Genomic DNA, 25404 nt, shown 5'->3' with positions numbered 1-25404 from the left:
GGCCGCACTCTTAGATGATCTTCAGCGCAGGATGCGCCAGGCGCGCATGCAGGTCGTGCTCGCTGGCCGCCTCGATCACCACGTCGACGAACTGGCCCGGCTTCAGCGACTGGCCGTCGGCGATCAGCACCGTGCCGTCGATCTCCGGCGCATCGGCGGCGGAGCGCGCCACCGCGCCCTCGGCGCCCGCCTCGTCGACCAGCACCCTGATCGTGCGGCCGACCTTGCGCTGGAGCTTCGCGGCAGAGATTTCCGCCTGCACCGCCATGAACTGTTCGAGGCGGTCTTCCTTCAGTTCCTCGGAGATCGCGCCGGGCAGTTCGTTCGCCTTGGCGCCGTCCACCGGCGAATAGGCGAAGGCGCCCACGCGGTCGAGCTCGGCCTCGCGCAGGAAATCCAGCAGCTCCTCAAACTCCGCATCGGTCTCGCCGGGGAAGCCGACGATGAAGGTGCTGCGGATGGTCAGGTCCAGCACCTGCTTGCGCCAGTTCTGGATGCGTTCCAGCGTCCTGTCGATGTTGCCGGGGCGCTTCATCAGTTTCAGGATGCGCGGACTGGCGTGCTGGAACGGGATGTCGAGGTACGGCAAGATCTTTCCATCCGCCATCAACGGCATCACTTCGTCCACGTGCGGGTAGGGGTAGACGTAGTGCAGGCGCGTCCACGCGCCCAGCTCCGCCAGGCCCTCACACAGCTCGGTCATGCGCGTGCGGTACGCCCTGCCGCGCCACTCGCGTTCGGCGTATTTCAAGTCGACGCCATAGGCGCTGGTGTCCTGCGAGATCACCAGCAGTTCCTTCACGCCGCCCTTGACCAGCTTCTCGGCCTCGATGAGCACCTCGTCGACCGGGCGCGAGACCAGGTTGCCGCGCATCGAGGGGATGATGCAGAAGCTGCAGCGGTGGTTGCAGCCTTCGGAAATCTTGAGGTACGCGTAGTGCTTGGGGGTCAACTTCACGCCGGTGTCCGGCACGATGTCGATGAACTTGTTGCGCCTCGGCGGCAGCGCCGCGTGCACCGCGCCCATCACGCTGGCGTAGTCCTGCGGGCCGCTGATCGAGAGCACGTCGGGGTACGCCTCGCGGATCAACGCCTCGCGCTTGCCCAGGCAGCCGGTGACGATCACCTTGCCGTTCTCGTTGAGCGCGGTGCCGATCGAATCCAGCGACTCCTGCACCGCCGCATCGATGAAGCCGCAGGTGTTCACCACCACCGCGTCGGCCTCGCCGTAGCTGGGCACGATCTGGTAGCCCTCGACCTTGAGCTGGGTGAGGATGCGCTCGGAATCGACCAGCGCCTTGGGGCAACCGAGGCTGACGAAGCCGATCTTGTGTGCGGTCTGGGACATGCGTGTCGATACCGGAAACATGCGGAACAACCGACGATTATACGGCAGTGCGGCCCGGCCACCGGCGCGGCTAGACTTCACGCCATCCCCTTGCCGGAGCCACACCATGGGCCAGCACATCAACATCCCCACCAGCCGCACCCAGTGCATCGGCGGCTACCTCGCCCAGCCGCAGGGCAAGCCGAAGGGCGGCATCGTGGTGATCCAGGAAATCTTCGGCGTCACCGAGCACATCCGCCGCGTGGCCGACAGCTTCGCCGGGCACGGCTATGTCGCGATCGCACCGGCGTTCTTCGATCACCTGGAGAGCGGCGTGGAACTGGCCTACGACCAGGCCGGGATGAACAAGGGCCGGCAACTGATCGGCGAACTGGGGCTGGAGCGCGCGCTGGAGGACGTCGCCAGCGCCGCCGAATCGATCGCCTCGGCCGGCCGGATCGGCACCGTCGGCTACTGCTGGGGCGGCACCGTGGCGCTGCTCGCCGCGCTGCGCCTGGGCCTGCCCTCGGTGAGCTACTACGGCGCGCGCAACCTGCCGTTCCTGCACGAGACGCCGCGGGCGCCGGTGATGTTCCACTTCGGCGAGAAGGACCGCAGCATCCCGTCGGAGATGGTGGCGAAGCACCGCGAGGCGCTGCCCCAGATGGAGCTCTTCACCTACCCGGCCGACCACGCCTTCAACCGCGACGGCAGCGCGCCCTACCACGAGGCCAGCGCGAAACTGGCGCTGCAGCGCACGCTGGCGTTCTTCGACCGGCAACTGGCCGGCGACGCATGAGCGCAGCCGACTTCGCACTCGACCCCCGGCTGGCGGCGGACACCCGGCCGGTCGCGTCGCTGCCACTGTGCGAGGTGCGGCTGATGGACGACGCACGCTATCCGTGGCTGATCCTGGTGCCGCGCCGGAACGGCCTGGTCGAGATCGACGACCTGCGCGACGACGAACAGGCCCTGCTGTGGCGGGAGGTGAATCGTGCCGCCGCCGCGCTGCGTGCCGCCGCCCCCTGCGACAAGCTCAACCTCGGCGCACTCGGCAATATCGTGCGCCAGCTGCATGTGCACGTGGTGGCGCGCCGCGAAGGCGACGCGGCGTGGCCCGGCCCGGTCTGGGGCAGCGGCCGCGCACAGCCGTACGCCGAAACAGCGCTGGCCGCACGGCAGGATGCGCTGCGCCATCAACTGGCTGGCACGGCCCGGTAACGCCCCGATGGAGTCGCCGATCCGCTTCGAGACACTGGCCGAGGATGCACTGCTGCTGCGTTTCGGCGACCGCATCGATATCGAGCTCAACGCCCGGGTGCAGGCCGCGGCCGCCCGCCTGCGCCGGCTGCCGCGGGTGGAATGCGTGCCGGCCTATGCCAGCGTGCTGCTGCGCTTCGACCCGAGGGACTGGCCCGGCGATGGCGGTCCCCATCGCCAGCTGCAGGCGGCCGCCGATGCGGCCCTGGCCGCGGCCGGCGATGCCGTCGCCGCGGCGCGCGAACTGGTCATTCCGGTCTGCTATGGCGGCGAGTACGGCCCGGACCTCGCCGAAGTCGCCGCCCATTGCGGGCTGGACGAGGCCGCGGTGGCCGCGCTGCACGCGGCGGCGGATTACCGCGTGGCGATGCTCGGCTTCGCCCCGGGCTTCCCCTACCTGCTCGGACTCGATCCGCGCCTGGTGATGCCGCGTCGCAGCGATCCGCGCCAGCGCGTGCCGACCGGCAGCGTGGCGATCGGCGGCCGCCAGACCGGCATCTACCCCGAGGCGCTGCCCGGCGGCTGGCAGGTCATCGGGCGCACGCCGCTGCGCCTGTTCGATCTCGCGGCGGAAGCGCCGGCGCTGCTCGCCGCGGGCGATCGCGTGCGCTTCCGCGCGATCGACGCGGACGCCTTTCGCCAGCTGGCCACGACCCACTCCGAATGAGTATTACGGTGATCAAGCCGGGCTTGCTGAGCAGCCTGCAGGATGCCGGCCGCCCGGGGCATGCCGCGCTGGGCGTGGGCCGTGCCGGGGCGATGGACATGCCGGCCTGGCGGCTCGCCAATGCGCTGGTCGGCAATCGCCACGGCGAGGCCGCGCTGGAATGCACCCTGGCCGGGCCCAGCCTCCGTTTCGAGCAGCCTGCGATCATCGCCCTGACCGGCGCGGCGATCGCCGCCCACGTCGGCTCGCGGGCGATCCTGCCATGGACGACCTGCCAGCTGCCCGCGGGCAGCGTGCTGCAGCTTGGCGGCATGCGCCAGGGTTGCCGCAGCTATCTCGCCGTGCGCGGCGGCTTCGACGTGCCGCCACTGCTCGGCAGCCGCAGCAGCGACCTGCATGCCCGCATCGGCCGCGCGCTGCAGGCGGGCGACGTGTTGCCGCTGGGCGCGGCGCCGCCGCTGCGTGCCCTGCCCCCCGGCCACGACGTGCGCGTACTGGGCTGGGGCCTCGACCCGCGGCCCTGGTTCGATCTCGAGCGCCGGCCGCTGGCGCTGCTGCACGGGAGCCATTGGGCCGCCCTGGACAGCGCCTCGCAACGGCAGCTCTATGGCGGGCGATTCACGTTGAGCAAGGACAGCAACCGCACCGCCGGTCGTCTGGACGGTCTTGCGCTGCACCTGGCCGAGCCGCTGGAACTGGTATCCGAGGCGGTGCTGCCCGGCACGCTGCAGCTGCCGCCATCGGGCCAGCCGATCGCGCTGCAGGCCGAGGCGCCGGTGACCGGCGGTTATCCGCGCATCGGCCAGCTGGCCGCGGTGGATCTGCCGCGGCTGGCGCAGCTGCGTCCCGGCGATACCGTATGCTTCCGCGACACCGGCATGGACGAGGCATTGGCCCGGCTGGCCGCACACCGGCAACGACTGGCCCGCATGCTCGACGCGATCGCACAACGACTGGAAACCGGCGCATGAACCGCATCGACCTCAACGGCGACCTCGGCGAATCGTTCGGCGCGTGGCGCATGGGCGATGACGACGCGCTGCTGCCGCTGCTCAGCTCGGCCAACATCGCCTGCGGCTTCCATGCCGGCGACCCGGAGATCATGCAGCACACGGTGGCGCAGGCAGTGGCGCACCGGGTGGCGATCGGCGCGCACGTCTCGCTGCCCGACCTGCAGGGTTTCGGCCGGCGCGAGATCGCGGTGACGCCCGCCGAGGCCTACGCCATGACGCTGTACCAGATCGGCGCGCTGCACGCGTTCACCCGCGCCGCCGGCGCTACCCTCAGCCACGTCAAGCCACACGGCGCGCTGTACAACATGGCCGCACGCGATGCCCTCCTCGCCGACGCGGTGGCCAGCGCGGTGCATGACTTCGACCCGCGGCTGCGATTGTTCGGCCTGGCCGGTTCGGCGCTGATCGAGGCGGGCCGGAAGCTCGGCCTGGCGGTGGCGGCGGAGGCCTTCGCCGACCGCCGCTACCGTGCCGATGGCTCGCTGCAGCCACGGCGCGAGGCCGGTGCGGTGATCGAGGAAGTGGAATCCGCCGTGGCCCAGGCACTCGGCATCGCCCGCAACGGCACGGTGCATGCGGTGGACGGCCAGCCCGTTCCGCTGCATGCCGACACGCTGTGCCTGCACGGCGATGGCCCACACGCGGTGCAGCTGGCCGGCCGCCTGCGCGAGGCGCTCGATGCCGCCGGCCTGCGCGTCGCCGCGCCGGATGCGGCATGAAGCGCGCTGCGCCCCACCCCGGAGGAACCGCATGAACTACTGGCCCCTGCTCGGCGTCGCGGTGATCGTCATCGGCTTCCTGCTGCGCTTCAATCCGGTGCTGGTGGTGGTTACCGCCGCCGTCGGCAGCGGCCTGCTCGCCGGGTTGACGATTCCCGCCCTGCTCGCCCTGCTCGGCAGGAGTTTCGTCTCCAGCCGCATGCTGATGCTGTTCGTGCTGACCCTGCCGGCGATCGGTCTGCTCGAGCACGCAGGCCTGCGCGAACATGCGCAGCGCTGGATGAGCCGGCTGCACGGACTGACCCTCGCGCGGCTGCTGATCGGCTACCTGCTGCTGCGCCAGCTGCTGGCGACGCTCGGACTGACCGGCGTGGCCGGCCCGGCGCAGACCGTGCGCCCGCTGCTGGCGCCGATGGGCGAGGCGGCGGCAGCCAAGATCGATCCCGGGCTGGACGACGCCGACCGCGACGAACTGCGCGCGGTCGCCGCGGCCACCGACAACATCGGCCGCTTCTTCGGCGAGGACGTGTTCATCGCGCTCGGCGCGGTGCTGCTGATCCAGGGCTTCTACGCCCAGCACGGCATCGAGCTGAGCCCGCTGTCGATCGCGTTGTGGGCACTGCCCACCGCGGTGGCCGCCTTCGTCGTGCAGTCCGTGCGGATATGGCTGTACCAGCGCCGGCTGCAGCGCCGTGCCGCCGGCCTGCGCGCCGGGGCGGCGGACTGAGCATGCTCCGCATCGAATACGTCTACTGGCTGATCGCCGCCCTCCTGCTCTACTGCGGCCTGCGCGACCTGCGCGAACGGCGCGCCTGGCACGCCGCGTTCTGGCTGGTGCTCGGCGTGCTGTTCGGCGGCGGCGACTACGTGCTGGCGCAGCAGGCCGCCGGCCATGCGCTGCCTTCGCAGCTGGCCGGCGCCGGCGTGATCGTGCTGGCCCTGCTGGCGCCGCGACTGCACCGGCACGCCCATGCCGAGGACAACAGCGCCGCCCAACGCCTGCAGTCGGCCATCCGGCTCGGCCACAAGCTGCTCGTGCCGGCCCTGCTGATCCCGCTGGTGACCCTGCTGGTGGCGCTGTTCGGCGGCTACCTCGCGTTCGCGGGCCGGCACCTGTTCGCCACCGCGCAGATGACCCTGACCGGGCTCGCGCTGGCCTGCGTGATCGCGCTGTTCGCCGCCGCGCGCGTGGCGCGCGCGCCGCTGGCCACCGGCCTGGCCGAGGGCCACCGCCTGCTCGACGCGATCGGCTGGGCGGCCTTGCTGCCGCTGCTGCTGGCGGCGCTGGGCGAGGTGTTCACCCAAAGCGGCGTGGGCGCGGCGATCGCCGCGCTGGCCACCAGCTGGCTGCCCACCGGCAGCGCGCTGGCCTGCCTGATCACCTTCGCGCTGGGCATGGTGCTGTTTACCGTCATCATGGGCAACGCGTTCGCCGCCTTCCCGGTGATGATGGCCGGCATCGGCCTGCCGCTGCTGATCCGCCAGCACGGCGCCGATCCGGCGATACTCGGCTCGATGGGCATGCTGTGCGGCTATTGCGGCACCCTGCTGACGCCGATGGCGGCCGACTACAACCTGGTGCCGGCGGCGCTGCTGGAATTGCGCAGCCCATACGGGGTGATCCGCGCCCAGTTGTGGAGCGCGTGGTGGATCCTGCTCGCCACCTTCATGATGATGTGGCTGCTGGTATTCCGTTGAACACGCTGAAGAGGCCGCCATGGGCACACCCCTGCCACGCATCCTGCTGACCGGCTTCGATCCGTTCGCCGGCGAGGCGGTCAATCCGTCGTGGGAAGCCGTGCGCACGCTGCACGGCCGGCGCATCGGCGGCCATCGCGTCGTCGCACTGCAATTGCCCACCGAATTTGCCGCCTCGCTGCGCCTGCTCAGGAGCGCGGTGCGCGAGGTGGCGCCAGCGATCCTGCTCGGGGTCGGCCAGGCCGGCGGGCGGGCGCAGCTGTCGATCGAACGGCTGGCGATCAACCTGCAGGATGCGCGCATCCCCGACAACGCCGGAGCGCAGCCGATCGACGAGGCGGTGATCGCCGATGCTCCGGCCGCCTACTTCAGCACGCTGCCGATCAAGGCGATGCTGGCTGCGCTGCGGGCGCAGGGAGTGCCGGCGGAAATCTCGAACAGCGCCGGCACCTACGTCTGCAACCACATCGCCTACGCCATGCTGCACCTCGCCTCGCGGCGGCCGGGCGCACGCGCCGGCTTCATCCACATTCCGTTCCTTCCGGCGCAGGCCGCGCAGCACCCCGGTGCGCCGAGCATGACGCAGGCCGAGGTGGTGCGCGGCCTGGAGATCGCCCTGCGCACGGCAGCCGCCACCCGGCGCGACCGCAGGCTCGGCGCAGGCACCCTGGACTGACCGGGTCCCGCGCCGGCCCCGGCCCCCAAAAAACAGGAAGCCGCGATTCGCATCGCGGCTTCCATGGTCCATCCGGCAGGAATCAGTACTGGTGCTGCGGGTCGAAACCGCCACTGCTGGCGTCCTTGCCTTTCTGCGAATCGGGCAACGGCGCCGGCGCATGATGATCCTCGAGCGCGCGGGCCTTGGTTTCCACCGGATTGATCTTGGTCAGCGTGCCGTCATCGTCGTAATACGCGGTGAAGCCATAGTCCATCTGCATGCGCGCCAGGTATTCCAGGTGCCGCTTGCGGATCTTGGAATCGTCGCTGCGCGTGAGCAGCACGGTCTTCGGTAATTTGCCCTGATCCTTCAGGTAGGCGAAATGGCTGCCGACATCGAGTGCCGAAAGCACCGCGCCATCGAGCAGGAACTGGCCGTCCTTGTAAGCCTGCAGCGTGGCGTCGAACTGGCCCTTCATCGCCGCCGTGCTGACCGCGTCCCGGGTGCTGCCCCGGTGGCAGCCTGCCAGCACGAGCAGGCTGCCCAGCATGAGGGCTGCCGTGACGCGCGTCAGCAATGTGGAAAAACGGGTCATGGGAGTCTCCTGGCAATCGAACGTCTGGATCATGGAAGTGTAGCGCGGCCCGGAACGGCGATGCGGGTCGCGGTTCCGCCGTTCAGCTCGCGTACTCAGGTGCGCGGAAGCGTCACGCCCTGCTGGCCCTGGTACTTGCCGCCGCGGTCCCTGTAGCTGGTCTCGCACTCCTCGTCGGATTCGAGGAACAGCATCTGCGCCACGCCTTCGTTGGCGTAGATTTTTGCGGGCAACGGGGTGGTGTTGGAGAACTCCAGCGTCACGTGGCCCTCCCACTCCGGCTCCAGCGGCGTCACGTTGACGATGATGCCGCAGCGCGCGTAGGTGCTCTTGCCGAGGCAGACCGTGAGCACCTTGCGCGGGATGCGGAAGTACTCGACCGTGCGCGCCAGCGCGAACGAGTTCGGCGGGATGATGCACACGTCCGCCTCGACGTCGACGAAGCTGCTCGGATCGAACGCCTTCGGATCGACGATGGTGGAATTGATATTGGTGAAGATCTTGAACTCGCGCGCGCAGCGCACGTCGTAGCCGTAGCTGGAGGTGCCGTAGGAGATCAGCTTGTCGCCGTCGCGCAGCTTGACCTGGCCCGGCTCGAACGGCTCGATCATGCCGTGGCTTGCGGCCATGCGGCGGATCCATTTGTCGGATTTGATGCTCACGCGGTCTCCGGTCGGTAGCGGCAGCGCCCGGTCGGGCCGGGCGCAAGGCGGCAAAAATACATGGTCGGGGCGCCGCCGCGCCAGCCGCGTGGCCTCAGGCCGCGGGGAGCGCCTCGGCCAGCACGTCCAGCGCCGCGCGCAATTCCGCACAGCGTTCCGCGCTCGCCAGCACCTGCGCCGCCGTGCAGCCGGCGCCCGGCAGCGCCACCGGCAAGGGCTGCGACGCCAGCAGCTGGGCGGACATGGTGGCCAGGACCTCGGCCAGCGCCTCCTGCGCATGGTACGAACCACGCGCGGCGGTGTTCAGCAGCAGCACCGGCTTGCCGGGGAGCTCCAGGCTGCCGACCAGCCAGTCCAGCAGGTTCCTGAACGCGCCTGGCAGGCCGTGGGCGTACTCGGGGCAGGCGATCAGCAGGGCGTCGGCGCGACCGACGGCTTCGCGCAGCGCCAGCACCACGGGTGGCAACGGATCGACATCGTCATCCGGGCTGAACAGCGGCAGCTTGCCCAGCCCTTCGTACAACACCAGTTCGAGCGTCGGCGCAGCCAGTTGGCGCGCGGCCTCCAGCGCCGCGCGGTTCGACGACACCCGGCGCAGGCTGCCGCACAGGCACAGCACGCGCCGTGCCGTCACCGTCATGCGGCGGGTACGCCCTGCACCACGATCTTGCCCAGCCCCAGCGACTTGTTGCGCGGCTGCCGCGACAGCCGGCCCGCCGCGTTGCGGGCGATCTCGCGATAGCGCATGGCGAGGTCGGAATCGGGTATTGCCGCCACCGTGGGATTGCCGCTGTCGGCCTGCTCGCGGATACGGATGTCCAGCGGCAGCGAGCCGAGATAGGCCGCGCCGTACTGGCTCGCCATGCGCTCGCCGCCGCCTTCGCCGAAGATGTTTTCCTCGTGGCCGCAGTTGGAGCAGACGTGGGTGGCCATGTTCTCCACCACGCCCAGCACCGGCACCTCGACCTTCTCGAACATCTTCAGCGCCTTGCGCGCATCCAGCAGGGCGATGTCCTGCGGCGTGGTGACGATCACCGCGCCGGCCACCGGCACCTTCTGCGACAGCGTCAGCTGGATGTCGCCGGTGCCCGGCGGCAGGTCGACGATCAGGTAGTCGAGCTGCTCCCAGCGCGTGTCGGTGAGCAGCTGCATCATCGCCTGGGTGACCATCGGGCCGCGCCAGATCATCGGCGTGTCTTCCTCCACCAGGAAGCCGATCGACATCACCGGCATGCCGTGCGCCTGCATCGGAATGATGCTCTTGCCGTCCGGCGAGGCCGGCTTGCCGTGCACGCCGAGCATGGTCGGCTGGCTGGGGCCGTAGATGTCCGCATCCATCACGCCGACCTTCGCGCCCTCGGCCTGCAGCGCCAGCGCCAGGTTCGCCGACACCGTGGACTTGCCCACGCCACCCTTGCCGGAAGCCACCACGATGATGTTCTTCACGTTCGGCAGCGGCCCCAGCGTGCCCTGCACCTTGTGCACATGGATGCGGCTGGTGATCGACACCACGGCCGCATCGATCGCCGGATCGGCTTCCAGCGCCTGGCGCACGCGCGCCGCCAAACTGTCGATCGCGCCGGCGGCCGGGTAGCCCAGTTGCAGGTCCACCGACACCTTCGTCCCGTCCACGCCGACCGCGCGCACGGCCTCGGCCAGCGGCGCGCCGGTATGGGTGTCGATGAGGCCGCCCAGGATCTGGCGGACCAGGGTTTCGTTCGCCTGTGTCATGTCAATTCGAATGATTCTCGGAAGCGCCATTATGCCAGTCCGCCGTCGCGGCCCCGCTGACCTGGGTCAGCGACAGACATGGCGCAATGCAACTTGACGGCCCCATGGAACCTCGCCAGTCTCGCATCCATACGCTTTCGTACGGGAGGATATCCATGAAGCTTGCTGTCCGCCTCACCTTCGCCGCCGGCCTGCTGCTGGCGGCCGGCACCGCGCTGGCCGCCACCGACACCCCGGCCGGCACCTGGAAGACCATCGACGACGCCACCCACCAGCCGAAGTCGATCGTCCAGATCACCGAATACAACGGCGAGTACCAGGCGAAGATCATGGAACTGCTGAACCGCACGCCGGAGGACGTGGCCCGCGACGGCGAGCACCCGCTCTGCACCAGGTGCGACGGCGAACGCAAGAACCAGCCGATCGTGGGGATGACCTTCATGTGGGGCGTCAGCAAGGATGGCGACGAGTGGAGCGGCGGCAGGATCCTCGATCCGAAGAACGGCAAGGTCTACAAGGTGAAGCTCAAGCTGGTGGACGGCGGTCGCAAGCTCGACGTGCACGGCTACATCGGCTTCGCCCTGCTCGGCCGCTCGCAGGTCTGGGAACGGCAGGACTGACCCCGCATCGCTGCGGCTGACCGAACGCCCCGCACCGCCCGCCGGTGCGGGGCGTTTTCATGTGCGGCTGATCAGTCGGCCGCCGGTTCGGCCCGATGCACGCTGACGCCGCGGGCGCCAAACGCGGCGCGTGCCTGGCGGCCGACGGCATGCTCGACCACCAGATGCTGCACCTCGGCGATCTGCGCGATCCGGTGCGTGGCCACCGCGCCCAGCTTGTCGCTGGTGGCCACCACCACAGTCTCGCCGCTGGCCTCCACCATCGCCCGCTTCAGCAGCGATTCCTCGCTGTCGAAGCCCCACAGGCCGCTGTCCGCGTCGATGGCGCAGGCGCCCGGAAAGCACAGGTCGGCGCGGACGCGATGCAGTTCCTGCAGGGTCTGCGCCCCCACCGCGCCGCCGATCCGCGGGTCGATGCGGCCGCCCAGCAGCAGGATCCCGAAGCCTTCGCGCTCGATCAGCGCCAGCGCGATATCCGGCGCGTTGGTGATCACGGTGAGGTTCATCCGCTCGGGCAGCGCCGCGGCAATCGCGGCATTGGTGGAACCGGCGTCGACCAGCAGCACCTGTCCTTCGCGCACCAGGCTCACCGCCTTGCGCGCCAGGGCCAGCTTGCGGCCGACCTGTTCACCGCGCCGCTGCTTCAGCGGCGCGATCGCCGCCGACAGCGGCAGTGCGCCGCCATAGACGCGCTTGCACAACCCCTGCGCGGCCAGTTCACGCAGGTCGCGGCGGATCGAATCCTCCGACGCGGCGAACTCCACCGCCAGCTCCGCCGCCACCACCCGCCCGCGGCTGCGCAGGCGCTGCAGGATCTCGTGCTGGCGCTCCTGCGGCAGCATCTCGCTGGGCAGCGTCGGCTTAGCCATGCGCCGCCTCCAGCAGGCCCGCACGGCAGAGTTCCGCGCGCAAGGTGGCAGGATCACGGAAGTGCAGCGCGTGCATGCCCAGCCGCGCCGCGGCCTCGACGTTGCGCGGCGCGTCGTCGATGTACACCGTGCGCGCGGCCTCCAGGCCATGGCGCGACAGCAGCAGGCGGAAGATCGCCGGGTCGGGCTTGATCAGCCGCTCCTCGCCCGACACCACGATGCCGCGGAAGGCGTCCATGAAGCGGTAGCGCTGCCGCGCCAGCGAAAAGGTTTCCTGCGACCAGTTGGTCAGCGCGTACAACCGCACGCCGCGTGCGCGCAGCTCGTCGAGGATGGCCACGCTGCCCTCGATCGGCCCGCGCAGCATCTCGTCCCAGCGTTCGCGGTAGGCGGCGATCAGTTCGGCATGCCGCGGATGCTGTGCGCTGAGCCCGTCGATGGCCTCGCGCCAGGCGCGCCCCGCATCCTGCTGCTCGTTCCAGTGCTGGGTGCAGACCTCGGCCAGGAAGCGCTCCATCGCCGCTTCGTCGTCGAATAGCCGGCGATACAGATGGCGCGGGTTCCAGTCCAGCAGTACGCCGCCGAGGTCGAACACCACGGTGTCGAAGCGCGGCGCACTCACGGCCGCACCAGCCTTGCCGAGGCGGCGGTCAGCAACAGCAGCCCGGCCACTGCGGCCAGCGCCACCGGCAGGCTGCTGGCCTGGGCCAGGAAACCGATCAGCGCCGGGCCGCTGAGCAGGCCGGCATAACCCAGCGTGGTCACCGTGGCGATGGCGATGCCCGGCGACGTGCCAGGCAAGCGGCCGGCCGCGCCGAACATCACCGGCACGATGTTGGCCGCGCCCAAACCCACCAGCACGAAGCCGACCAGCGCCGCGCCGGGCCACGCCAGCATCGACGCCAGCAGGAAGCCCGCCGCCGCGGTGCAGGCGCCCAGGCGCACGGTCAGCACCGGGCCGAAGCGCGCCACCGTCCAGTCGCCGCCAAGCCGCCCCACCGCCATCGCCACCGAAAAGGCGGCATAGCCGATGCCGGCCGAAGCCGCCGGGAAGCCGCGGAAATCGCGCAGGAACACCGCGCTCCAGTCCAGCATCGAACCCTCGGCCAGGAAGCTGATGAAACACAGCAGGCCCAGCACCAGCACGAGGCCGCGCGGCATGCCGAACGCCGCGCGTTCGCCGGCATCGTCGACGTGTTCGATCAGGCAGGGCCACTGCGTCACCACCACCACGGCCAGCAGCGCGGCAATCGCCACGGCGGCAACGGTCAGCGGCATGCCCAGCGCCAGCAGCAGGCTCATGCCCGCGGCACCGCTCAAGCCGCCGATGCTGAAAAGCCCGTGGAAGCCCGACATCAGCGGACGGCCATCGCGACGCTCCACCTCCACCGCATGTGCGTTCATCGCCACGTCCACCGCGCCCAGCGTCGCGCCGAAGTACAACAGGGCGAGCGCCAGCGTGGCCGCGCCCGGCGCGATCGCCAGCAGCGGCAGCGCCAGGCACAGCAGCAGGCCGCCGACGCCGATCACCCGGCGGCTGCCGAAACGATGGGTGAGGAAGCCGACCAGCGGCATCGACACCATCGAGCCGCCGCCGAAGGCCAGCAGCAACAAGCCGAGCGAAGCCTCGTCGAGGCCGAGCCGCGCCTTTGCGTAAGGCACCATCGGCGCCCACGCGGCCATGCCGATGCCGGAAGCCAGGAAGACCAGCCGGGTGGCGCGGATGGCCGGTGCCATGGCGTCCCGCTCGCCCGCCGCCAGGGAAATGCTGTTCGTCTGCACGCCAATCCCACCTGATTGAATGCGCATAAATGTATATAAACACGTATAAATACGCAATCGATCAGATCGCCTCCATGCATCGCGAGGCACCTCCGGGGCGTGCCCGACCCTGCCGCCGAACCTCGCCGGAAGACCGTCCGCAGCCAATGCGACCGTGGCGGCCATGGCATAATGCGCAGTCAACAACGGAATACGCCCCATGAGTCGTCGCCTGCTCGTCACCAACGCCCTGCCCTATGCCAATGGCCCGCTGCACATGGGCCACCTGCTGGGCTACATCCAGGCCGACATCTGGGTGCGCGCGCAGCGAATGAGCGGCAACAAGGTAATCTACGTCTGCGCCGACGACGCGCACGGTACGCCGATCATGCTGGCCGCGGAGAAGGCCGGCATGACGCCCGAGGCTTTCATCGCCGGCATCCGCGAAGGCCACGAGGCGGATTTCGCCGCGTTCGGCGTGGCCTTCGACCAGTACCACAGCACCCATTCGGAACAGAACCGCGAACTGTCGACGCTGATCTACACGCGCCTGCGCGACGGCGGCTACATCGCCAGGCGCAAGATCCAGCAGTTGTTCGATCCGGAAAAGCAGATGTTCCTGCCGGACCGCTACATCAAGGGCGTGTGCCCGAACTGCGGCACGCCGGACCAGTACGGCGACAACTGCGAACACTGCGGCGCCACCTACGCGCCTACCGACCTGATCAACCCGTACTCGGTGATGTCCGGCGCCACCCCGGTGCTGCGCGACTCGGAGCATTACTTCTTCGAACTGGGCAAGTTCGAGGGGCTGCTGCGCGACTGGTTCGCCGGCAAGTACACCCACGGCAAGCCGGTGGCCAACGTCGGCGTGGCGGCCAAGCTGCGCGAATGGCTGGACGGCGGGCTGAAGGACTGGGACATCTCGCGCGACGCGCCCTACTTCGGCTTCCCGATCCCCGACGCGCCGGGCAAGTTCTTCTACGTATGGCTGGACGCGCCGGTCGGCTACCTGGCCAGCTTCAAGGCGCTGTGCGACCGCACCGCCTGCCTCAAGTTCGAGGACTTCCTCGCCCCCGCCAGCACGGCCGAGATGCACCACTTCATCGGCAAGGACATCATCAACTTCCACGGCCTGTTCTGGCCGGCGATGCTGCATGGCGCGCAGATGCGCGTGCCCACCGCGCTGCACGTCAACGGCTACCTCACGGTGAACGGCGCCAAGATGTCCAAGTCGCGCGGCACCTTCATCCAGGCGCGCACCTACCTCGACGCCGGCATCCATCCGGAGTTCCTGCGCTACTACTTCGCCAGCATGCTCAGCGACGCGCCGGTGGACGTGGACCTCGACCTCAAGGCGTTCGAGGAGCGCGTCAACTCGCATCTGGTCGGCAAGTGGGTGAACATCGCCAGCCGTACCGCCGGCTTCGTGCACAACTTCTTCGGCGGCCGCCTGGCTTCGCACTTCGGTCGCGAGGAGGTCGAGTTGTGGCGAGTGCTGGTTTCGCACTACGACGATGTGCCGACGCTGTACGACAACGGCGAGTTCGCCGAGGTCACCCGCAAGTTCGTCCTTATGGCTGACCTGGTGAACGGCTACATCGCTGCCAAAGCACCGTGGACGATGGCCAAGGACGAATCGCGCCGCGAAGAACTGCACCAGGTGTGTTCATTCGCGCTGGCCGCGTTCCGCCTGCTGGCAGGCCTGCTCAAGCCAATCCTGCCAGCCACCGTGGCCGCGGCCGAGAAGTTCCTGGACGCGCCGATCATCGACTTCGACGACGCTCACGTCGAACTGCGCAACCACGCCATCAACGCGTTCGACCCGCTGCTCGGCCGCATCGACCCCAAGCGCATCGAGGCGATGGTCGAAGCCTCGAAGGATTCGCTCGGCGCATCGGCCGAAGCTCCCGTTGCCGACAAGAAGAAAAAGCCCAGGAACGACAGCCCGAAGCCCGCCGTGACGAATCCCGGCGCCCTGCTGGCGAATGCCGGGGCATCCACCCTTTCCGATCCCGCCACCATCGGCATCGACGATTTCGCGCGCCTCGACCTGCGCATCGGCAAGGTCACCGCCTGCGACGTCGTGGACGGCTCGGACAAGCTGCTGCGCTTCGAACTGGACGCCGGCCCGCTGGGCAAGCGGCAGATCTTCTCCGGCATCCGCGCCGCCTACGCCGAACCGGAAAAGCTGGTCGGCCGCAACGTGGTGTTCATCGCCAACCTGGCGCCGCGCAAGATGCGCTTCGGCCTGTCCGAAGGCATGATCCTCTCCGCCGGCGACGGCGGCAGCGACCTGTTCCTGCTCGACGCCGACCAGGGCGCCAAGCCGGGTGCCACCGTGCGCTGACGCACCGACGATGAGCCTCGCCGACCGCATCGATGCCCTGCTGCCGCAGACGCAATGCGAGCAGTGCGGCTATCACGGCTGCCGGCCGTATGCGGAGGCGATCGCATGCGGCGAGGCGGAAATCAACCGTTGCCCCCCGGGCGGCGCGGCCGGCATCGCGCAGCTGGCCGCCCTGCTGCAGCGGCCGGCGCTGCCGCTGGACCCGGCCCGCGGCACGGAAAAGCCGCGCCTGCTGGCGCGCATCGTCGAGGCCGACTGCATCGGCTGCACCAAGTGCATCCAGGCCTGTCCGGTCGATGCGATTGTGGGCGCATCGAAGCTGATGCACACCGTGCTCGCCGGCGACTGCACCGGCTGCGAGCTGTGCGTGCCGGCCTGCCCGGTCGACTGCATCGTGCTGGAACCGATGCCGGCGCAGCAGATCGACCAGGCGCACGCCGACGCGGCGCGCGGACACTTCCAGCGCCGCGAGGCGCGCCTGGCGCGCGAAACGGCCGCGCGCGAGGCGGAACTGGCGGCGCGCAAGGCGGCGGTGGACACCGCCGCATCGAGCAACCCGGTGCTGGCCGCGCTGGCGCGCGCGCGTGCGAAACAGGACAAATCGCCATGAACACGCGGGGCCGCAGATCGTCGTTCCTGCGCAGGCTGGAACCCGGCGACTCTCAGGCTGGGGCAGCGGCAAGACACTGGATGCCAGCTTTCGCTGGCATGACGGACGTTTCGCCATGCCCATGAAACGCGCCAACGTGGTCGAGCTGTTCACCCGCCTGCGCGAGCTGAACCCGCATCCCACCACCGAACTCGCCTACTCCACGCCGTTCGAACTGCTGGTCGCCGTGGTGCTGTCGGCGCAGGCCACCGACGTGGGCGTGAACAAGGCCACGAAGAAGCTCTACCCGGTGGCGAACACGCCGCAGGCGATCCTCGCGCTGGGCGAGGACGGACTCAAGCGGTACATCAGCACGATCGGCCTGTTCAACGCCAAGGCGAAGAACGTGATCGCGCTGTGCCGGCTGCTGATCGAGCAGCACGGCGGCGAGGTGCCACGCACCCGCGAGGCGCTGGAAGCGCTGCCCGGCGTGGGCCGCAAGACCGCCAACGTGATCCTCAACACCGCCTTCGGCGAACCGACCATCGCGGTCGACACGCACATCTTCCGCGTCGCCAACCGCACCGGGCTGGCTCCGGGCAAGGATGTGCGCGCGGTCGAGGACAAGCTGGAGAAGGTGATCCCGGCGGAGTTCAAGCAGGACGCCCACCACTGGCTGATCCTGCACGGCCGCTACGTGTGCAAGGCGCGCAAGCCCGACTGTTCGCACTGCATGATCCGCGACCTTTGCCGCTACAAGCACAAGACCAAGGCCGACTGAGCCACAGGGCACGCCCCCCTGCTTGCAGGGGAGGGTTGGGGTGGGGTTGCTCTCCGCGACGAAGACCAGAAACCTTATCCTTCCCCCCACAGGTCGGGGTTGAGCACCCCGAAGCCCGGGACTGTTTCAGGCTGGCAGTTGCGCCCGTTCCAGCGCCGCGATGTGGCGTTCCAGCCGCGGCCCCAGGTAGCAATGCGAGCCGCACGGCAGCAAGCCGACCTCACCGAACTCGCGCAGGTACCACGCCGGCGCGCGCGCCACGAAACCGTGGTGGTCACCGGCCACGTCGTCGCGGCTGGTGAACACCTCCATGAACGCCACGCCTTCGAGCATCTCGCCGATGCCCTGCAGCCCGGCACGGATCTCCGCCGGCTTCAGGTAATGCAGCACGTCGGTGCATACGATCAGGTCGAAGCGGGTATCGAAGCGCAGCTGCTCCAGCTGGCCGAACCGCGCGAGCCCGATGTGGCGGCTGCGCCCGTAACGCGCCACCACGTACTCGCTGGCGTCCAGCCCGCGATACGCGATGCCCGGTCGCAGCGCTCGCAGCGGCGCGCGCCAGGTCGCCTCGCCGCAACCCACGTCGAGCACGTTGCGCACTGGCCGGCCCAGGTAGTACTCGGCCTGCGCCACCACCATCGCCACCTTGCGCTTCAGCTCCGCCGGCGAGCCGACCGCGTGCCGCGGGTCGCGGTACCACTTGTCGAAATAGTCGCGATCGTAGGTCTTCGGCATCGGCCCGCTCCGGCAAAGGCGGCATGGTAACCGGCGACGGGCTTCGCGGCGCGCCATCCCCCGGAGCGCCCGCAAGTTGTCGCGGAACGACCGATGCCTTCGTGCCGGTGCCTGAATCCCGACTCAATGCCTCGACGAAAAACCTGCCCGCTGTCATCGGATGCCGCTCGCGTGCGTTGACACTGTGGCGTCGCCATTGCCCATCCCTGCCGTGCACTGCCTGGAATGCCCCGCATGCAGCCAATACCGCCGTCCCACTGTCCGCCGGCCACTGCGACTTCGCCGCGTTCGCGCCTGCCGCGGCTTGCGCTGTACGCACTGGCATCCCTCGCCGTGTCGGCGTGCGGTGCGCAGGCCCGGCCCGACCGCGGCGCCGATGGAACGGCAGCGCTCGCGGCGCCAGGCAGCCCTCACGGCCAGCCCTTGCATCGTGACGATATCGCCTGGCTGCAGCGGATCGGCTTCGGCATCGACTCGGCGCAGGTGGCCAGCTATCGCGAGCTCGGCCGCGCCCGTTACCTCGACCGGCAGCTCGCCGCCGGCGGGTCCGATGCCCTGCCCGCGCCCGTCGCGGGCCTGATCGGCAGCTACGAAGCCATCAATACGCCCGTCGCGCAACTGATGGCGCAACTGCGCGACGAGCAGCAACGCATCCGGGACATGCCCGATGGCGACGGCAAGATCGCCGCGAAAAAAGCCCTGCAGCAACACGGCCAGAACCTGGCGCTGCAGGCGCAACAGACCGAATTGCTGCGCGCCGTCTACGGCAGCGACCAGCTCAAGGAACAGCTGACGTGGTTCTGGCTCAACCACTTCAGCGTGTACGCGGCGAAAGGGCGGGTCCGCTGGGTCGTCGCCGACTACGCCGAGAACACCATCCGCCCGCACGCACTGGGCAAGTTCAGCGATCTGCTGCTGGCCACGCTGGAAAGTCCGGCCATGCTCGAGTACCTGGACAACGCGCAGAACGCCCGGGGCAAGGTCAACGAGAACTACGCGCGCGAGCTGATGGAACTGCACGCGCTGGGCGTCGGCTCGGGCTATACCCAGCAGGACGTGCAGCAGCTGGCGCTGATCCTGACCGGCTCGGGGCTGGCCCCGCCGAACGACCGGCAGCGCCGTTTCGACCCGCGCATGCAGGCGCGGGTCGTGCGCCGGGACCTGTTCGAGTTCAACCCGGCGCGCCACGATTTCAGCGACAAGGTGTTCCTCGGCCAGCACATCAAGGGCAGCGGCTTCCGCGAGGTGGAACAGGCGGTGCAGCTGATCGTGCAGCAACCGGCCTGCGCGCAATTCATCTCGCGCCAGCTCGCCGGATATTTCGTCGCCGACGATCCGCCCCCGTCGCTGGTGGCGAAGATGGCCGCCACCTTCCAGCGCAGTGGCGGCAACATCGCCGCCGTGATGCGCACCATGCTGACCTCGGCGGAGTTCGACGGGAGCGGCGGGAAGTTCAAGGATCCGACCCGGTTCGTGGTGTCGGCCATGCGGCTGGCCTACGACGGCCAGCCGATCGCCAACGCGCGGCCGCTGGTCAACTGGCTCAACCAGATGGGCGAACCGCCCTTCGGCCGCCTCACGCCGGACGGCTGGCCGCTGGATTCCGTCGACTGGAGCAGCTCCGGCCAGATGGCCAAACGCTTCGAAATCGCCCGCGCGATCGGCACCGGCGACAACCAGTTGTTCCGGCCCGAAGGCAGCCCCAGGGTCAACGCCGGCTTCCCGATGCTGACCAGCCGGCTGTATTACGAAGCGATCGAGCCCGGCCTTTCCGCCAGCACCCGTACGGCACTGGGCAAGGCAACCTCGCAGCAGGAGTGGAACACCTTCCTGCTGTCGTCGCCGGATTTCAATTACCGCTGACCGCCGCACGTGTCCGTCCAGCCGCCTTCCCCGCCACCCGCCGAGGCACCCCATGAACCGCCGTGAATTCCTGTTCGCCGCCGCCAGCGCTGCAGCCGTCCCGGCGCTGTCGTTTTCCGGCAGGCTGTTCGCCGCGCCGGCCAGTTCGCCACGCTTCCTGCTGGTGTTCCTGCGCGGCGGCTACGACTGCAACAACCTGCTGGTGCCGTACGGCAGCGACTTCTATTACGAATCGCGCCCGACCCTGGCGATCGCCAGGCCCGATGCCGGCAACCCGTCCAGCGCGATCGCGCTGGACGCGGACTGGGGCCTCACCCCGGTGCTGCGCGATTCGATCTATCCATTGTGGCAACGCAAGCAGATCACCTTCGTGCCGTTCGCCGGCACCGACGATCTCTCCCGCAGCCACTTCGAGACCCAGGACAATATCGAATCCGGCGAACCGGCCGCGCCACACCGCGATTTCCGCAGCGGCTTCCTCGCACGCCTGTCCGGCACGCTGCCGCGCGTCCCGGCCATCGCGTTCACCGATGCGTTGCCGCTTAGCTTCCAGGGTCGCAAGGACATTCCCAACATTTCGCTGCGGGGCGTGGCCAGGCCAGTGTTCGACGCCGGGCAATCGTCGATCCTTGCCGGCATGTACAGGCACACCCCGCTCGCCGCTGCCGCTGCCGACGGGCTGGAGCTGCACCAGCAGGTATCGAAGGATCTGCAGGAAGAAATGGCCAAGGCGAACCGCGGCGCCGCCAACGCGAGGAACTTCGCCGCCGAGACCCGGCGCATCGCCACGCTGATGCGCGACCAGTACCGCCTCGGCTTCGTCGACGTCGGCGGCTGGGATACCCATGTGAACCAGGGCAGCGTCAGCGGCGCCCTGGCGAACAACCTGGAAAACCTCGGGCAGGGCCTGGCCGCCTACGCCGACGCGCTCGGCAGCGAATGGGACAACACCGTGGTAATGGTGGTCTCCGAGTTCGGCCGTACCTTCCGCGAGAACGGCGACAAGGGCACCGACCACGGCCACGGCACGGTGCACTGGGTACTCGGCGGCAAGGTCAACGGCGGCCGCATCGCCGGCAACCAGATCGCGGTCACGCGGCAAAGCCTGCTGCAGGATCGCGACTACCCGGTGCTCAACAACTACCGCGACGTGTTCGGCGGCGTGTTCAAGCGCCTCTGGGGGCTGTCGGACAGCCAGTTGCAGGCGGTGTTCCCGCAGGCCCGGCCGCGCGACCTGCAACTGGTCTGAACCACCACGGTCAGCTCGCCGCGCGCGGCACCAGCATGTGCTTGGCAATATATCCGTGCAGCCGCCCCAGGCCGCGCGCCAGGTGCAGGGTAGCGAACAGCAGCACGATGCCGATCACGCACATCGCGATGGCGTCGCCCCAGCCCGGCACATGTGCGCCGGAGCCCCAGTCCACGGTGACCTGGCGCGGCCAGGACAACCAGCTGTCGTCGCGGAACAGCATCGCCAGCGGCGCAGCGATGAAGGCGACCGACACGCTGAGCAGGGTCACCGTCAGCGTGAAATACACAATGCCCAGTGGCAGCATCAGCCACAGGTAGCAGAGGGTGGTCCAGGTATGCACGTCGGTGAACATGCTGCCGATGCGCTGCATGAGGGTCATGCCCTGGATGGGATACACCGGCCGGCGCGGCATGCGCATGCCCAGCATCGCCTCCACGATGCGCCCTTCCACCAGCGACAGCACGCGCACGCTGCCGAAGAACAGCACGATGAACGGCAAGCCGATGATCAGCACCGACAGCCCCAACGACAGCGACAGGCCGGTCACCGCCCAGGTGAAGTAGAAGATGCCGGTGGCCAGCGCCAGCAGCATGTAGAACAGCGCGCCGTAGGTGCGCGGATCGGCGGCGACGCCGAAGAAGCGCCCGGCCAGCGAGCGCCGCTTCGGCGGCCGCGGCGGGCGCAGCGCGCGCTGGATCTTGATCTCCTGGTCGCGGTAGATGTCCGCCACCTCGTCCGGCGCACCGTAGCTGCCGACGACGTGTTCCAGCATCTGTGCCTCGCTGCGCCCGGGCTGCTCGGCCAGTTCGGCGCGCAGGTGTTCCTCGGCGTCGTACAGCGCGTCCTGGATCAGCGCCGGGTCGGCGCCGCGCAACGCGGCACGCAGCTGCTCAAGGTATTCGACGATGGTGCGCGGCGCGTTCATGACACCCCTCCTTGCAAGACGTTGTCGACGGAATCGCGGGTGGCGTTCCACGCGGCGACCCATTCACGCAGGGCCTCGCGCCCCGGTCTGGTGATGCGGTAATAGCGGCGCGGCGGCCCGCTGACGGACGGCTCCACCTCGCTGGCGAGCAGGCCGGCCGCCTCCAGGTTGCGCAGCACCGGATACAGCGCGCTCTGCTTGCCGGCCAGCACACCCTCGCCCGTTTCTTCGAGCCGCTTGGCGATCTGGTAGCCGTACATCGGCTGGCGCGACTGCCCCAGCACCGCCAGCAGCACCAGCGCCACGGTGCCGCTGGAAAGCTCCTTCTGGAACTTCTTCAACTGGCCGGCGCTGTCGTCCACTTCGGCTCACCCGCACCGCCACCTGGCATTGAGTGAACCATAGTACGAAGTTGACACTAGTGCATGGGCCTGAAGTCATGCCCTGGCCAACCTGCAGCCGTGGTCGGGCACCCTGTTTGTGCGCTTCACACGAACATGGGCATCATGAAGGCACCCAGCGTCGGTCGCGACATGAAAGAAGCACTCGTCGCATACGACAATCAGGGGTACGACGCTTAACCTGCCTTGCCAGGGGCCGGCCATGCCTGTTCCAGAATCGAAGCCATCCCGCGCTCAAGCCAGGGCCATCACCCCCGGCGGGGCATTGGCCGTGCTTGCGGTGCGCGAATGCCATGCGATCGACCGGGCGCTGGCCAATACCCGGAACCGGCACGTTGGCATTCATCGGGCGCGCAAAGAGATCCGTTCGCTGCGTGCGATCCTTGCGCTGGCGGAGCCGAAGCCGGATGACGCAACCCGGTGGATCGATCGTCGCCTGCGCAAGCTGGCACGGAGCCTCTCCGCGCTGCGCGATGCCTTCGTCGCGACGCAGACAGCGCAATCGCTGGCCATGGGTGGAAGCGCAGCGCCGTGGCATGCCGCTGCCGCCGCCCTTGAAGAGGCCTGCAACCAGGAGTTGCTCAGCGCGTTGGCCACGGACCCCGACTTCGCCGCGCGAAGGAGCGAACTCGGCCGGATTCGCCAGGCGCTTTCCGCCCTGTCATGGGAACGTGTCAACCCGCAAGCCATGGCACGGGCGCTGAAACGTAGCCGGCGCCGCACCAAACGCAGCGAAGACGATGCCCGGCGCCGGGGTACCGTCGACCTGCTCCATCGCTGGCGTCGCCGCCTGCGTCGACTGCGCCTGCAGCTCGATGCCATGGCGAAGGTTTCCGCCATGTCGCCGGCTCTCGCCGACGCGACCCACCCTCGGCGCCCCATGCGCGAACTCAAGCGCATGACAGATGCCCTGGGCCGGCGACAAGACCTTCGCCTGCTGCGCCGCCACCTCGCGCGGCTCGATGCGGGTCGTGGAGGCCCGGCCCAGCTCCGCCTGGAACTGCGCAAGGCGATGGTCGACGCAGCCAGGGTGACGGCGGAACTTGCCGGATGAGGGCGCGGGAACTGCCAGGGCGACCTGTGGTTTCGAAGAACCACGGCCGCCTCGATGCAGTTCAGGTGGCAGACGCTGCCGGTTCGGTCGCGGAAGCCAGAAATACATGGAAGCCGAGCCGTTCGCGCTTGGCATGCCGCTTGGCCCGGGCGGCGAGCGTGGCGATGATTTCGGGACGGCGGGGAAAGGGAGCCTGGACGCGGACCGCACCGATCGACACGGTGGCCAGCGCGAAGAACTGCCGCGTACCACGACGGTCCTCACCCTCGATGCCTCCCTGGGCGAGATCCTCGGCATCGAACAGGACACGCGAGCGCTCGTTGAATTCGGCGATGACCGTCCGGCAGCGCGATTCCCAATCGGCGCTCTGGAACAGCAGCATGAAATCGTCGCCGCCGATGTGGCCGACGAAATCGCATGCCGGATCGATCCGTGCGGTGAGGATCGCCGCCAGCAGGCGGATCATCTCGTCGCCCCGGAAGTAACCGTACTGGTCGTTGAATGGCTTGAAGTCGTTCAGATCCACATAGGCGGCAACGAAGATGCGCTGCTCGCGTATCAGCCGCTCCATGTGCTCGGTCACCGGTATGTTGCCCGGCAGGAAGGTGAGCGGATTGGCATAGCGCGCCGCTTCGATGCGCTGCTCGGTCACGCGCCGCACCAGCGACTCGCCGGTGCCCAGCCCGAGATAATTTCCGTCGCGGGTGATGATGAAACCGTCGGTCAGGTAGCGCTGGTCCTCGCCACGCAGCACGTCGGCCATGCTCTCCACCGACTGGCCCTCCTCGCAGAGCAAGGGCGCGGCGTGCATGAAGGCCTCGCAGGATTTCCGCCCGAACAGCTCGCGCGCGAACGGCTGCGCAAGTCGCTCGGTGAACACGCGGCGATTGATGAGCCCCACCGGACGTTCCCCGTCGGTGACCGCCACGGCATGCAGTTCGTCGTGCCGCGCGAACAGCGCCGCCACGTCGTCGTTGGTCTGCTGCAAGGTGACGGCCGGAGCGGGAATCACCAGGTGACCCGCCTGCAGCGGTCGTTGCGTGACCGGGCCGCGCGGCCGCGGCGGCACCGGCACCGTGTGCCCGCGGATCGCCTCGCGGGCCTCGTCGCTGACCGAGGTTGCGGCCTCGGTCAGCGGCCGCCCAAGCAGAAAGCCCTGCACGTAGGAAATGCCCAGCTCCCGCAACAGCCGCAGGTCCGCGGCATCTTCCACGCCCTCGCCCACCAGATCGGCACCGAGCGTCTCGGCGACGCTACACAGCGCACGCACTATCGCGAGCTTTTCGGCGCTTCGCGCCAGCCCGTGCACCAGGTAGCGATCGATCTTCACTATTTCGGGGTGAAGTTCGTTCCACATTTCGAAATTGGAGTGGCCGTTGCCGAAATCATCCAGCGCGATGCGCGTGCCGCGTGCCCGCAGATAGCCGACGGCATGCGCGAGTTCGGCCGGATTCTCCACGATGTCGCGTTCGGTGACCTCGATCGTGATGCGATCGAGGCTGATGCCCGCCCCCGACAGGGCCGCGATCAACTGGTCCGGCTGCAGGCCGCCGTCCACGATGGTATGCGCGCTGAGATTGACCAGCAAACGGCCGCCCCCAGGCTGCATGGCAAAGGCGGCACAGACAGTGCGGGCAGCCAGCAGCTCGAACTCGCCGAGCCGGCCCTTGGCGCGAGCCAGGTCGAGCATGTCGAGCACGCTGAGGTCCCTGGCTCCTTCCGCCGGCCGGCACAAGCCCTCATGCGCCACCACGGTCATGGTATCGAGCCGCACGATCGGCTGGAACACCGCCCGCAGTCCGCTGCCGCCAGCCGCCTGGTCGAGCAGGGATGGACCGCGATTGTCTGGACCAATAACCATGCTCATTCGAGCT

At 69.0% G+C, this 25404-nt stretch carries 27 protein-coding genes; 15 read left to right on the top strand and 12 right to left on the bottom strand.

All coding sequences use genetic code 11. The annotated features are described in order from the left end of the window. Positions 1–10: 10 nt before the first annotated feature. Positions 11–1348 carry a 30S ribosomal protein S12 methylthiotransferase RimO gene (rimO, locus tag AC1Q5A_RS12910; RefSeq protein WP_492701190.1) on the bottom strand — a complete coding sequence of 446 codons (1338 nt, stop codon included), beginning with the start codon at positions 1346–1348 and terminating at the stop codon, positions 11–13. A gap of 106 nt (positions 1349–1454) precedes the next feature. Here rimO and AC1Q5A_RS12905 point away from each other — a divergent pair, with 106 nt between their 5' ends. From AC1Q5A_RS12905 to pcp, 8 genes are read left to right on the top strand one after another with little or no spacing between them, the layout of a single operon-like run. Then, on the top strand, positions 1455–2126 hold the full coding sequence (locus tag AC1Q5A_RS12905) for a dienelactone hydrolase family protein (protein ID WP_492701188.1): 672 nt from the start codon (positions 1455–1457) through the stop codon (positions 2124–2126). Further along, on the top strand, positions 2123–2548 hold the full coding sequence (locus tag AC1Q5A_RS12900; protein WP_492701186.1) for an HIT domain-containing protein: 426 nt from the start codon (positions 2123–2125) through the stop codon (positions 2546–2548). Before AC1Q5A_RS12905 ends, AC1Q5A_RS12900 begins: the two co-directional genes overlap by 4 nt. A 7-nt stretch (positions 2549–2555) precedes the next feature. Continuing rightward, positions 2556–3254: a 5-oxoprolinase subunit PxpB gene (gene pxpB, locus AC1Q5A_RS12895; protein WP_492701184.1), complete on the top strand. Its 699-nt coding sequence runs from the start codon at positions 2556–2558 to the stop codon at positions 3252–3254. Then, positions 3251–4225, top strand: a complete 975-nt coding sequence (locus AC1Q5A_RS12890; protein WP_492701182.1) for a 5-oxoprolinase subunit C family protein — start codon at positions 3251–3253, stop codon at positions 4223–4225. The genes pxpB and AC1Q5A_RS12890 overlap by 4 nt, the downstream gene beginning before the upstream one ends. Next, positions 4222–4986, top strand: coding sequence for a LamB/YcsF family protein (locus AC1Q5A_RS12885; RefSeq protein WP_492701180.1), 765 nt, complete (start codon positions 4222–4224; stop codon positions 4984–4986). Before AC1Q5A_RS12890 ends, AC1Q5A_RS12885 begins: the two co-directional genes overlap by 4 nt. Positions 4987–5017: 31 nt before the next feature. After that, positions 5018–5713: a DUF969 domain-containing protein gene (locus AC1Q5A_RS12880; protein WP_492701178.1), complete on the top strand. Its 696-nt coding sequence runs from the start codon at positions 5018–5020 to the stop codon at positions 5711–5713. 2 nt (positions 5714–5715) lie between these two features. Next, on the top strand, positions 5716–6684 hold the full coding sequence (locus tag AC1Q5A_RS12875) for a 5-oxoproline transporter, DUF979 family subunit (protein ID WP_492701176.1): 969 nt from the start codon (positions 5716–5718) through the stop codon (positions 6682–6684). A gap of 19 nt (positions 6685–6703) precedes the next feature. Beyond that, on the top strand, positions 6704–7360 hold the full coding sequence (pcp, locus tag AC1Q5A_RS12870) for a pyroglutamyl-peptidase I (RefSeq protein WP_492701174.1): 657 nt from the start codon (positions 6704–6706) through the stop codon (positions 7358–7360). Positions 7361–7442: 82 nt separating this feature from the next. Here pcp and AC1Q5A_RS12865 read toward each other — a convergent pair whose 3' ends face one another. The 4 genes from AC1Q5A_RS12865 to apbC all read right to left on the bottom strand — a co-directional run bounded on the left by AC1Q5A_RS12865 (position 7443) and on the right by apbC (position 10330). Then, positions 7443–7937: a hypothetical protein gene (locus tag AC1Q5A_RS12865; RefSeq protein ID WP_492701172.1), complete on the bottom strand. Its 495-nt coding sequence runs from the start codon at positions 7935–7937 to the stop codon at positions 7443–7445. Between the two features lie 95 nt (positions 7938–8032). After that, positions 8033–8599 (bottom strand): dCTP deaminase, encoded by a 567-nt coding sequence (gene dcd / locus AC1Q5A_RS12860; RefSeq protein ID WP_114342153.1) that lies wholly within the window; start codon positions 8597–8599, stop codon positions 8033–8035. 94 nt (positions 8600–8693) lie between these two features. Further along, positions 8694–9239 carry an NADPH-dependent FMN reductase gene (locus tag AC1Q5A_RS12855; protein ID WP_492701169.1) on the bottom strand — a complete coding sequence of 182 codons (546 nt, stop codon included), beginning with the start codon at positions 9237–9239 and terminating at the stop codon, positions 8694–8696. Further along, entirely contained in the window at positions 9236–10330 is a 1095-nt protein-coding gene (apbC, locus tag AC1Q5A_RS12850; RefSeq protein ID WP_492701167.1) for an iron-sulfur cluster carrier protein ApbC, read from the bottom strand. Before apbC ends, AC1Q5A_RS12855 begins: the two co-directional genes overlap by 4 nt. Before the next feature lie 155 nt (positions 10331–10485). On the opposite strand from apbC, the gene AC1Q5A_RS12845 reads away from it, so the two are divergent. Beyond that, positions 10486–10950, top strand: coding sequence for a DUF2147 domain-containing protein (locus AC1Q5A_RS12845; RefSeq protein WP_492701165.1), 465 nt, complete (start codon positions 10486–10488; stop codon positions 10948–10950). Positions 10951–11021: 71 nt separating this feature from the next. On the opposite strand, the gene AC1Q5A_RS12840 is transcribed toward AC1Q5A_RS12845, so the two are convergent. From AC1Q5A_RS12840 to AC1Q5A_RS12830, 3 genes are read right to left on the bottom strand one after another with little or no spacing between them, the layout of a single operon-like run. Next, positions 11022–11819, bottom strand: a complete 798-nt coding sequence (locus AC1Q5A_RS12840; protein ID WP_492701163.1) for a DeoR/GlpR family DNA-binding transcription regulator — start codon at positions 11817–11819, stop codon at positions 11022–11024. Continuing rightward, complete coding sequence (locus tag AC1Q5A_RS12835; RefSeq protein WP_492701161.1) at positions 11812–12441, bottom strand: HAD family hydrolase; 630 nt, start codon at positions 12439–12441, stop codon at positions 11812–11814. The genes AC1Q5A_RS12840 and AC1Q5A_RS12835 overlap by 8 nt, the downstream gene beginning before the upstream one ends. Then, positions 12438–13556, bottom strand: a complete 1119-nt coding sequence (locus AC1Q5A_RS12830) for an MFS transporter (RefSeq protein ID WP_492701344.1) — start codon at positions 13554–13556, stop codon at positions 12438–12440. The genes AC1Q5A_RS12835 and AC1Q5A_RS12830 overlap by 4 nt, the downstream gene beginning before the upstream one ends. 244 nt (positions 13557–13800) lie before the next feature. Here AC1Q5A_RS12830 and metG point away from each other — a divergent pair, with 244 nt between their 5' ends. From metG to nth, 3 genes are all read left to right on the top strand, one after another. Next, positions 13801–15930 (top strand): methionine--tRNA ligase, encoded by a 2130-nt coding sequence (metG, locus tag AC1Q5A_RS12825; protein WP_492701159.1) that lies wholly within the window; start codon positions 13801–13803, stop codon positions 15928–15930. 10 nt (positions 15931–15940) lie between these two features. Further along, a complete protein-coding gene (locus AC1Q5A_RS12820) occupies positions 15941–16540 on the top strand; it encodes an RnfABCDGE type electron transport complex subunit B (protein ID WP_492701157.1) in 600 nt (199 codons plus the stop codon). Positions 16541–16661: 121 nt separating this feature from the next. After that, entirely contained in the window at positions 16662–17300 is a 639-nt protein-coding gene (gene nth, locus AC1Q5A_RS12815; protein WP_492701342.1) for an endonuclease III, read from the top strand. Positions 17301–17426: 126 nt separating this feature from the next. Here the strand turns inward: nth and AC1Q5A_RS12810 are convergent, their stop codons facing one another. After that, the gene (locus AC1Q5A_RS12810) at positions 17427–18035 is read right to left on the bottom strand and encodes a class I SAM-dependent DNA methyltransferase (RefSeq protein WP_492701155.1); all 609 of its coding nucleotides are present in this window, start codon (positions 18033–18035) and stop codon (positions 17427–17429) included. Positions 18036–18458: 423 nt separating this feature from the next. Between AC1Q5A_RS12810 and AC1Q5A_RS12805 the strand changes: the two genes are divergently transcribed. Further along, positions 18459–19898, top strand: coding sequence for a DUF1800 domain-containing protein (locus tag AC1Q5A_RS12805; RefSeq protein WP_492701153.1), 1440 nt, complete (start codon positions 18459–18461; stop codon positions 19896–19898). Positions 19899–19950: 52 nt separating this feature from the next. Then, positions 19951–21147, top strand: coding sequence for a DUF1501 domain-containing protein (locus tag AC1Q5A_RS12800; RefSeq protein ID WP_492701151.1), 1197 nt, complete (start codon positions 19951–19953; stop codon positions 21145–21147). A 10-nt stretch (positions 21148–21157) separates the two neighbouring features. On the opposite strand, the gene AC1Q5A_RS12795 is transcribed toward AC1Q5A_RS12800, so the two are convergent. Both AC1Q5A_RS12795 and AC1Q5A_RS12790 read right to left on the bottom strand, forming a co-directional pair. After that, the gene (locus tag AC1Q5A_RS12795) at positions 21158–22075 is read right to left on the bottom strand and encodes a sensor domain-containing protein (RefSeq protein WP_492701149.1); all 918 of its coding nucleotides are present in this window, start codon (positions 22073–22075) and stop codon (positions 21158–21160) included. After that, the gene (locus AC1Q5A_RS12790) at positions 22072–22437 is read right to left on the bottom strand and encodes a PadR family transcriptional regulator (protein ID WP_492701147.1); all 366 of its coding nucleotides are present in this window, start codon (positions 22435–22437) and stop codon (positions 22072–22074) included. The genes AC1Q5A_RS12795 and AC1Q5A_RS12790 overlap by 4 nt, the downstream gene beginning before the upstream one ends. Before the next feature lie 241 nt (positions 22438–22678). Here AC1Q5A_RS12790 and AC1Q5A_RS12785 point away from each other — a divergent pair, with 241 nt between their 5' ends. Then, positions 22679–23530, top strand: a complete 852-nt coding sequence (locus AC1Q5A_RS12785; protein WP_492701145.1) for a CHAD domain-containing protein — start codon at positions 22679–22681, stop codon at positions 23528–23530. 61 nt (positions 23531–23591) lie between these two features. Here the strand turns inward: AC1Q5A_RS12785 and AC1Q5A_RS12780 are convergent, their stop codons facing one another. Further along, positions 23592–25391, bottom strand: a complete 1800-nt coding sequence (locus AC1Q5A_RS12780; RefSeq protein ID WP_492701143.1) for an EAL domain-containing protein — start codon at positions 25389–25391, stop codon at positions 23592–23594. Between the last annotated feature and the right edge of the window lie 13 nt (positions 25392–25404).

This window comes from Rhodanobacter sp. GW835-FHT13D09 (assembly GCF_058793995.1).
This window is presented reverse-complemented; position numbering and strand designations above follow the sequence as displayed.

What these genes read in the sequence shown, in the direction of transcription:
- rimO (WP_492701190.1), bottom strand. Translation starts at nt 1,348, where the DNA reads ATGTCCCAGACCGCACACAAGATCGGCTTCGTCAGCCTCGGTTGCCCC.
- AC1Q5A_RS12905 (WP_492701188.1), top strand. Translation starts at nt 1,455, where the DNA reads ATGGGCCAGCACATCAACATCCCCACCAGCCGCACCCAGTGCATCGGC.
- AC1Q5A_RS12900 (WP_492701186.1), top strand. Translation starts at nt 2,123, where the DNA reads ATGAGCGCAGCCGACTTCGCACTCGACCCCCGGCTGGCGGCGGACACC.
- pxpB (WP_492701184.1), top strand. Translation starts at nt 2,556, where the DNA reads ATGGAGTCGCCGATCCGCTTCGAGACACTGGCCGAGGATGCACTGCTG.
- AC1Q5A_RS12890 (WP_492701182.1), top strand. Translation starts at nt 3,251, where the DNA reads ATGAGTATTACGGTGATCAAGCCGGGCTTGCTGAGCAGCCTGCAGGAT.
- AC1Q5A_RS12885 (WP_492701180.1), top strand. Translation starts at nt 4,222, where the DNA reads ATGAACCGCATCGACCTCAACGGCGACCTCGGCGAATCGTTCGGCGCG.
- AC1Q5A_RS12880 (WP_492701178.1), top strand. Translation starts at nt 5,018, where the DNA reads ATGAACTACTGGCCCCTGCTCGGCGTCGCGGTGATCGTCATCGGCTTC.
- AC1Q5A_RS12875 (WP_492701176.1), top strand. Translation starts at nt 5,716, where the DNA reads ATGCTCCGCATCGAATACGTCTACTGGCTGATCGCCGCCCTCCTGCTC.
- pcp (WP_492701174.1), top strand. Translation starts at nt 6,704, where the DNA reads ATGGGCACACCCCTGCCACGCATCCTGCTGACCGGCTTCGATCCGTTC.
- AC1Q5A_RS12865 (WP_492701172.1), bottom strand. Translation starts at nt 7,937, where the DNA reads ATGACCCGTTTTTCCACATTGCTGACGCGCGTCACGGCAGCCCTCATG.
- AC1Q5A_RS12855 (WP_492701169.1), bottom strand. Translation starts at nt 9,239, where the DNA reads ATGACGGTGACGGCACGGCGCGTGCTGTGCCTGTGCGGCAGCCTGCGC.
- apbC (WP_492701167.1), bottom strand. Translation starts at nt 10,330, where the DNA reads ATGACACAGGCGAACGAAACCCTGGTCCGCCAGATCCTGGGCGGCCTC.
- AC1Q5A_RS12845 (WP_492701165.1), top strand. Translation starts at nt 10,486, where the DNA reads ATGAAGCTTGCTGTCCGCCTCACCTTCGCCGCCGGCCTGCTGCTGGCG.
- AC1Q5A_RS12840 (WP_492701163.1), bottom strand. Translation starts at nt 11,819, where the DNA reads ATGGCTAAGCCGACGCTGCCCAGCGAGATGCTGCCGCAGGAGCGCCAG.
- AC1Q5A_RS12830 (WP_492701344.1), bottom strand. Translation starts at nt 13,556, where the DNA reads ATGGCACCGGCCATCCGCGCCACCCGGCTGGTCTTCCTGGCTTCCGGC.
- metG (WP_492701159.1), top strand. Translation starts at nt 13,801, where the DNA reads ATGAGTCGTCGCCTGCTCGTCACCAACGCCCTGCCCTATGCCAATGGC.
- AC1Q5A_RS12820 (WP_492701157.1), top strand. Translation starts at nt 15,941, where the DNA reads ATGAGCCTCGCCGACCGCATCGATGCCCTGCTGCCGCAGACGCAATGC.
- nth (WP_492701342.1), top strand. Translation starts at nt 16,662, where the DNA reads ATGAAACGCGCCAACGTGGTCGAGCTGTTCACCCGCCTGCGCGAGCTG.
- AC1Q5A_RS12810 (WP_492701155.1), bottom strand. Translation starts at nt 18,035, where the DNA reads ATGCCGAAGACCTACGATCGCGACTATTTCGACAAGTGGTACCGCGAC.
- AC1Q5A_RS12800 (WP_492701151.1), top strand. Translation starts at nt 19,951, where the DNA reads ATGAACCGCCGTGAATTCCTGTTCGCCGCCGCCAGCGCTGCAGCCGTC.
- AC1Q5A_RS12795 (WP_492701149.1), bottom strand. Translation starts at nt 22,075, where the DNA reads ATGAACGCGCCGCGCACCATCGTCGAATACCTTGAGCAGCTGCGTGCC.
- AC1Q5A_RS12785 (WP_492701145.1), top strand. Translation starts at nt 22,679, where the DNA reads ATGCCTGTTCCAGAATCGAAGCCATCCCGCGCTCAAGCCAGGGCCATC.
- AC1Q5A_RS12780 (WP_492701143.1), bottom strand. Translation starts at nt 25,391, where the DNA reads ATGGTTATTGGTCCAGACAATCGCGGTCCATCCCTGCTCGACCAGGCG.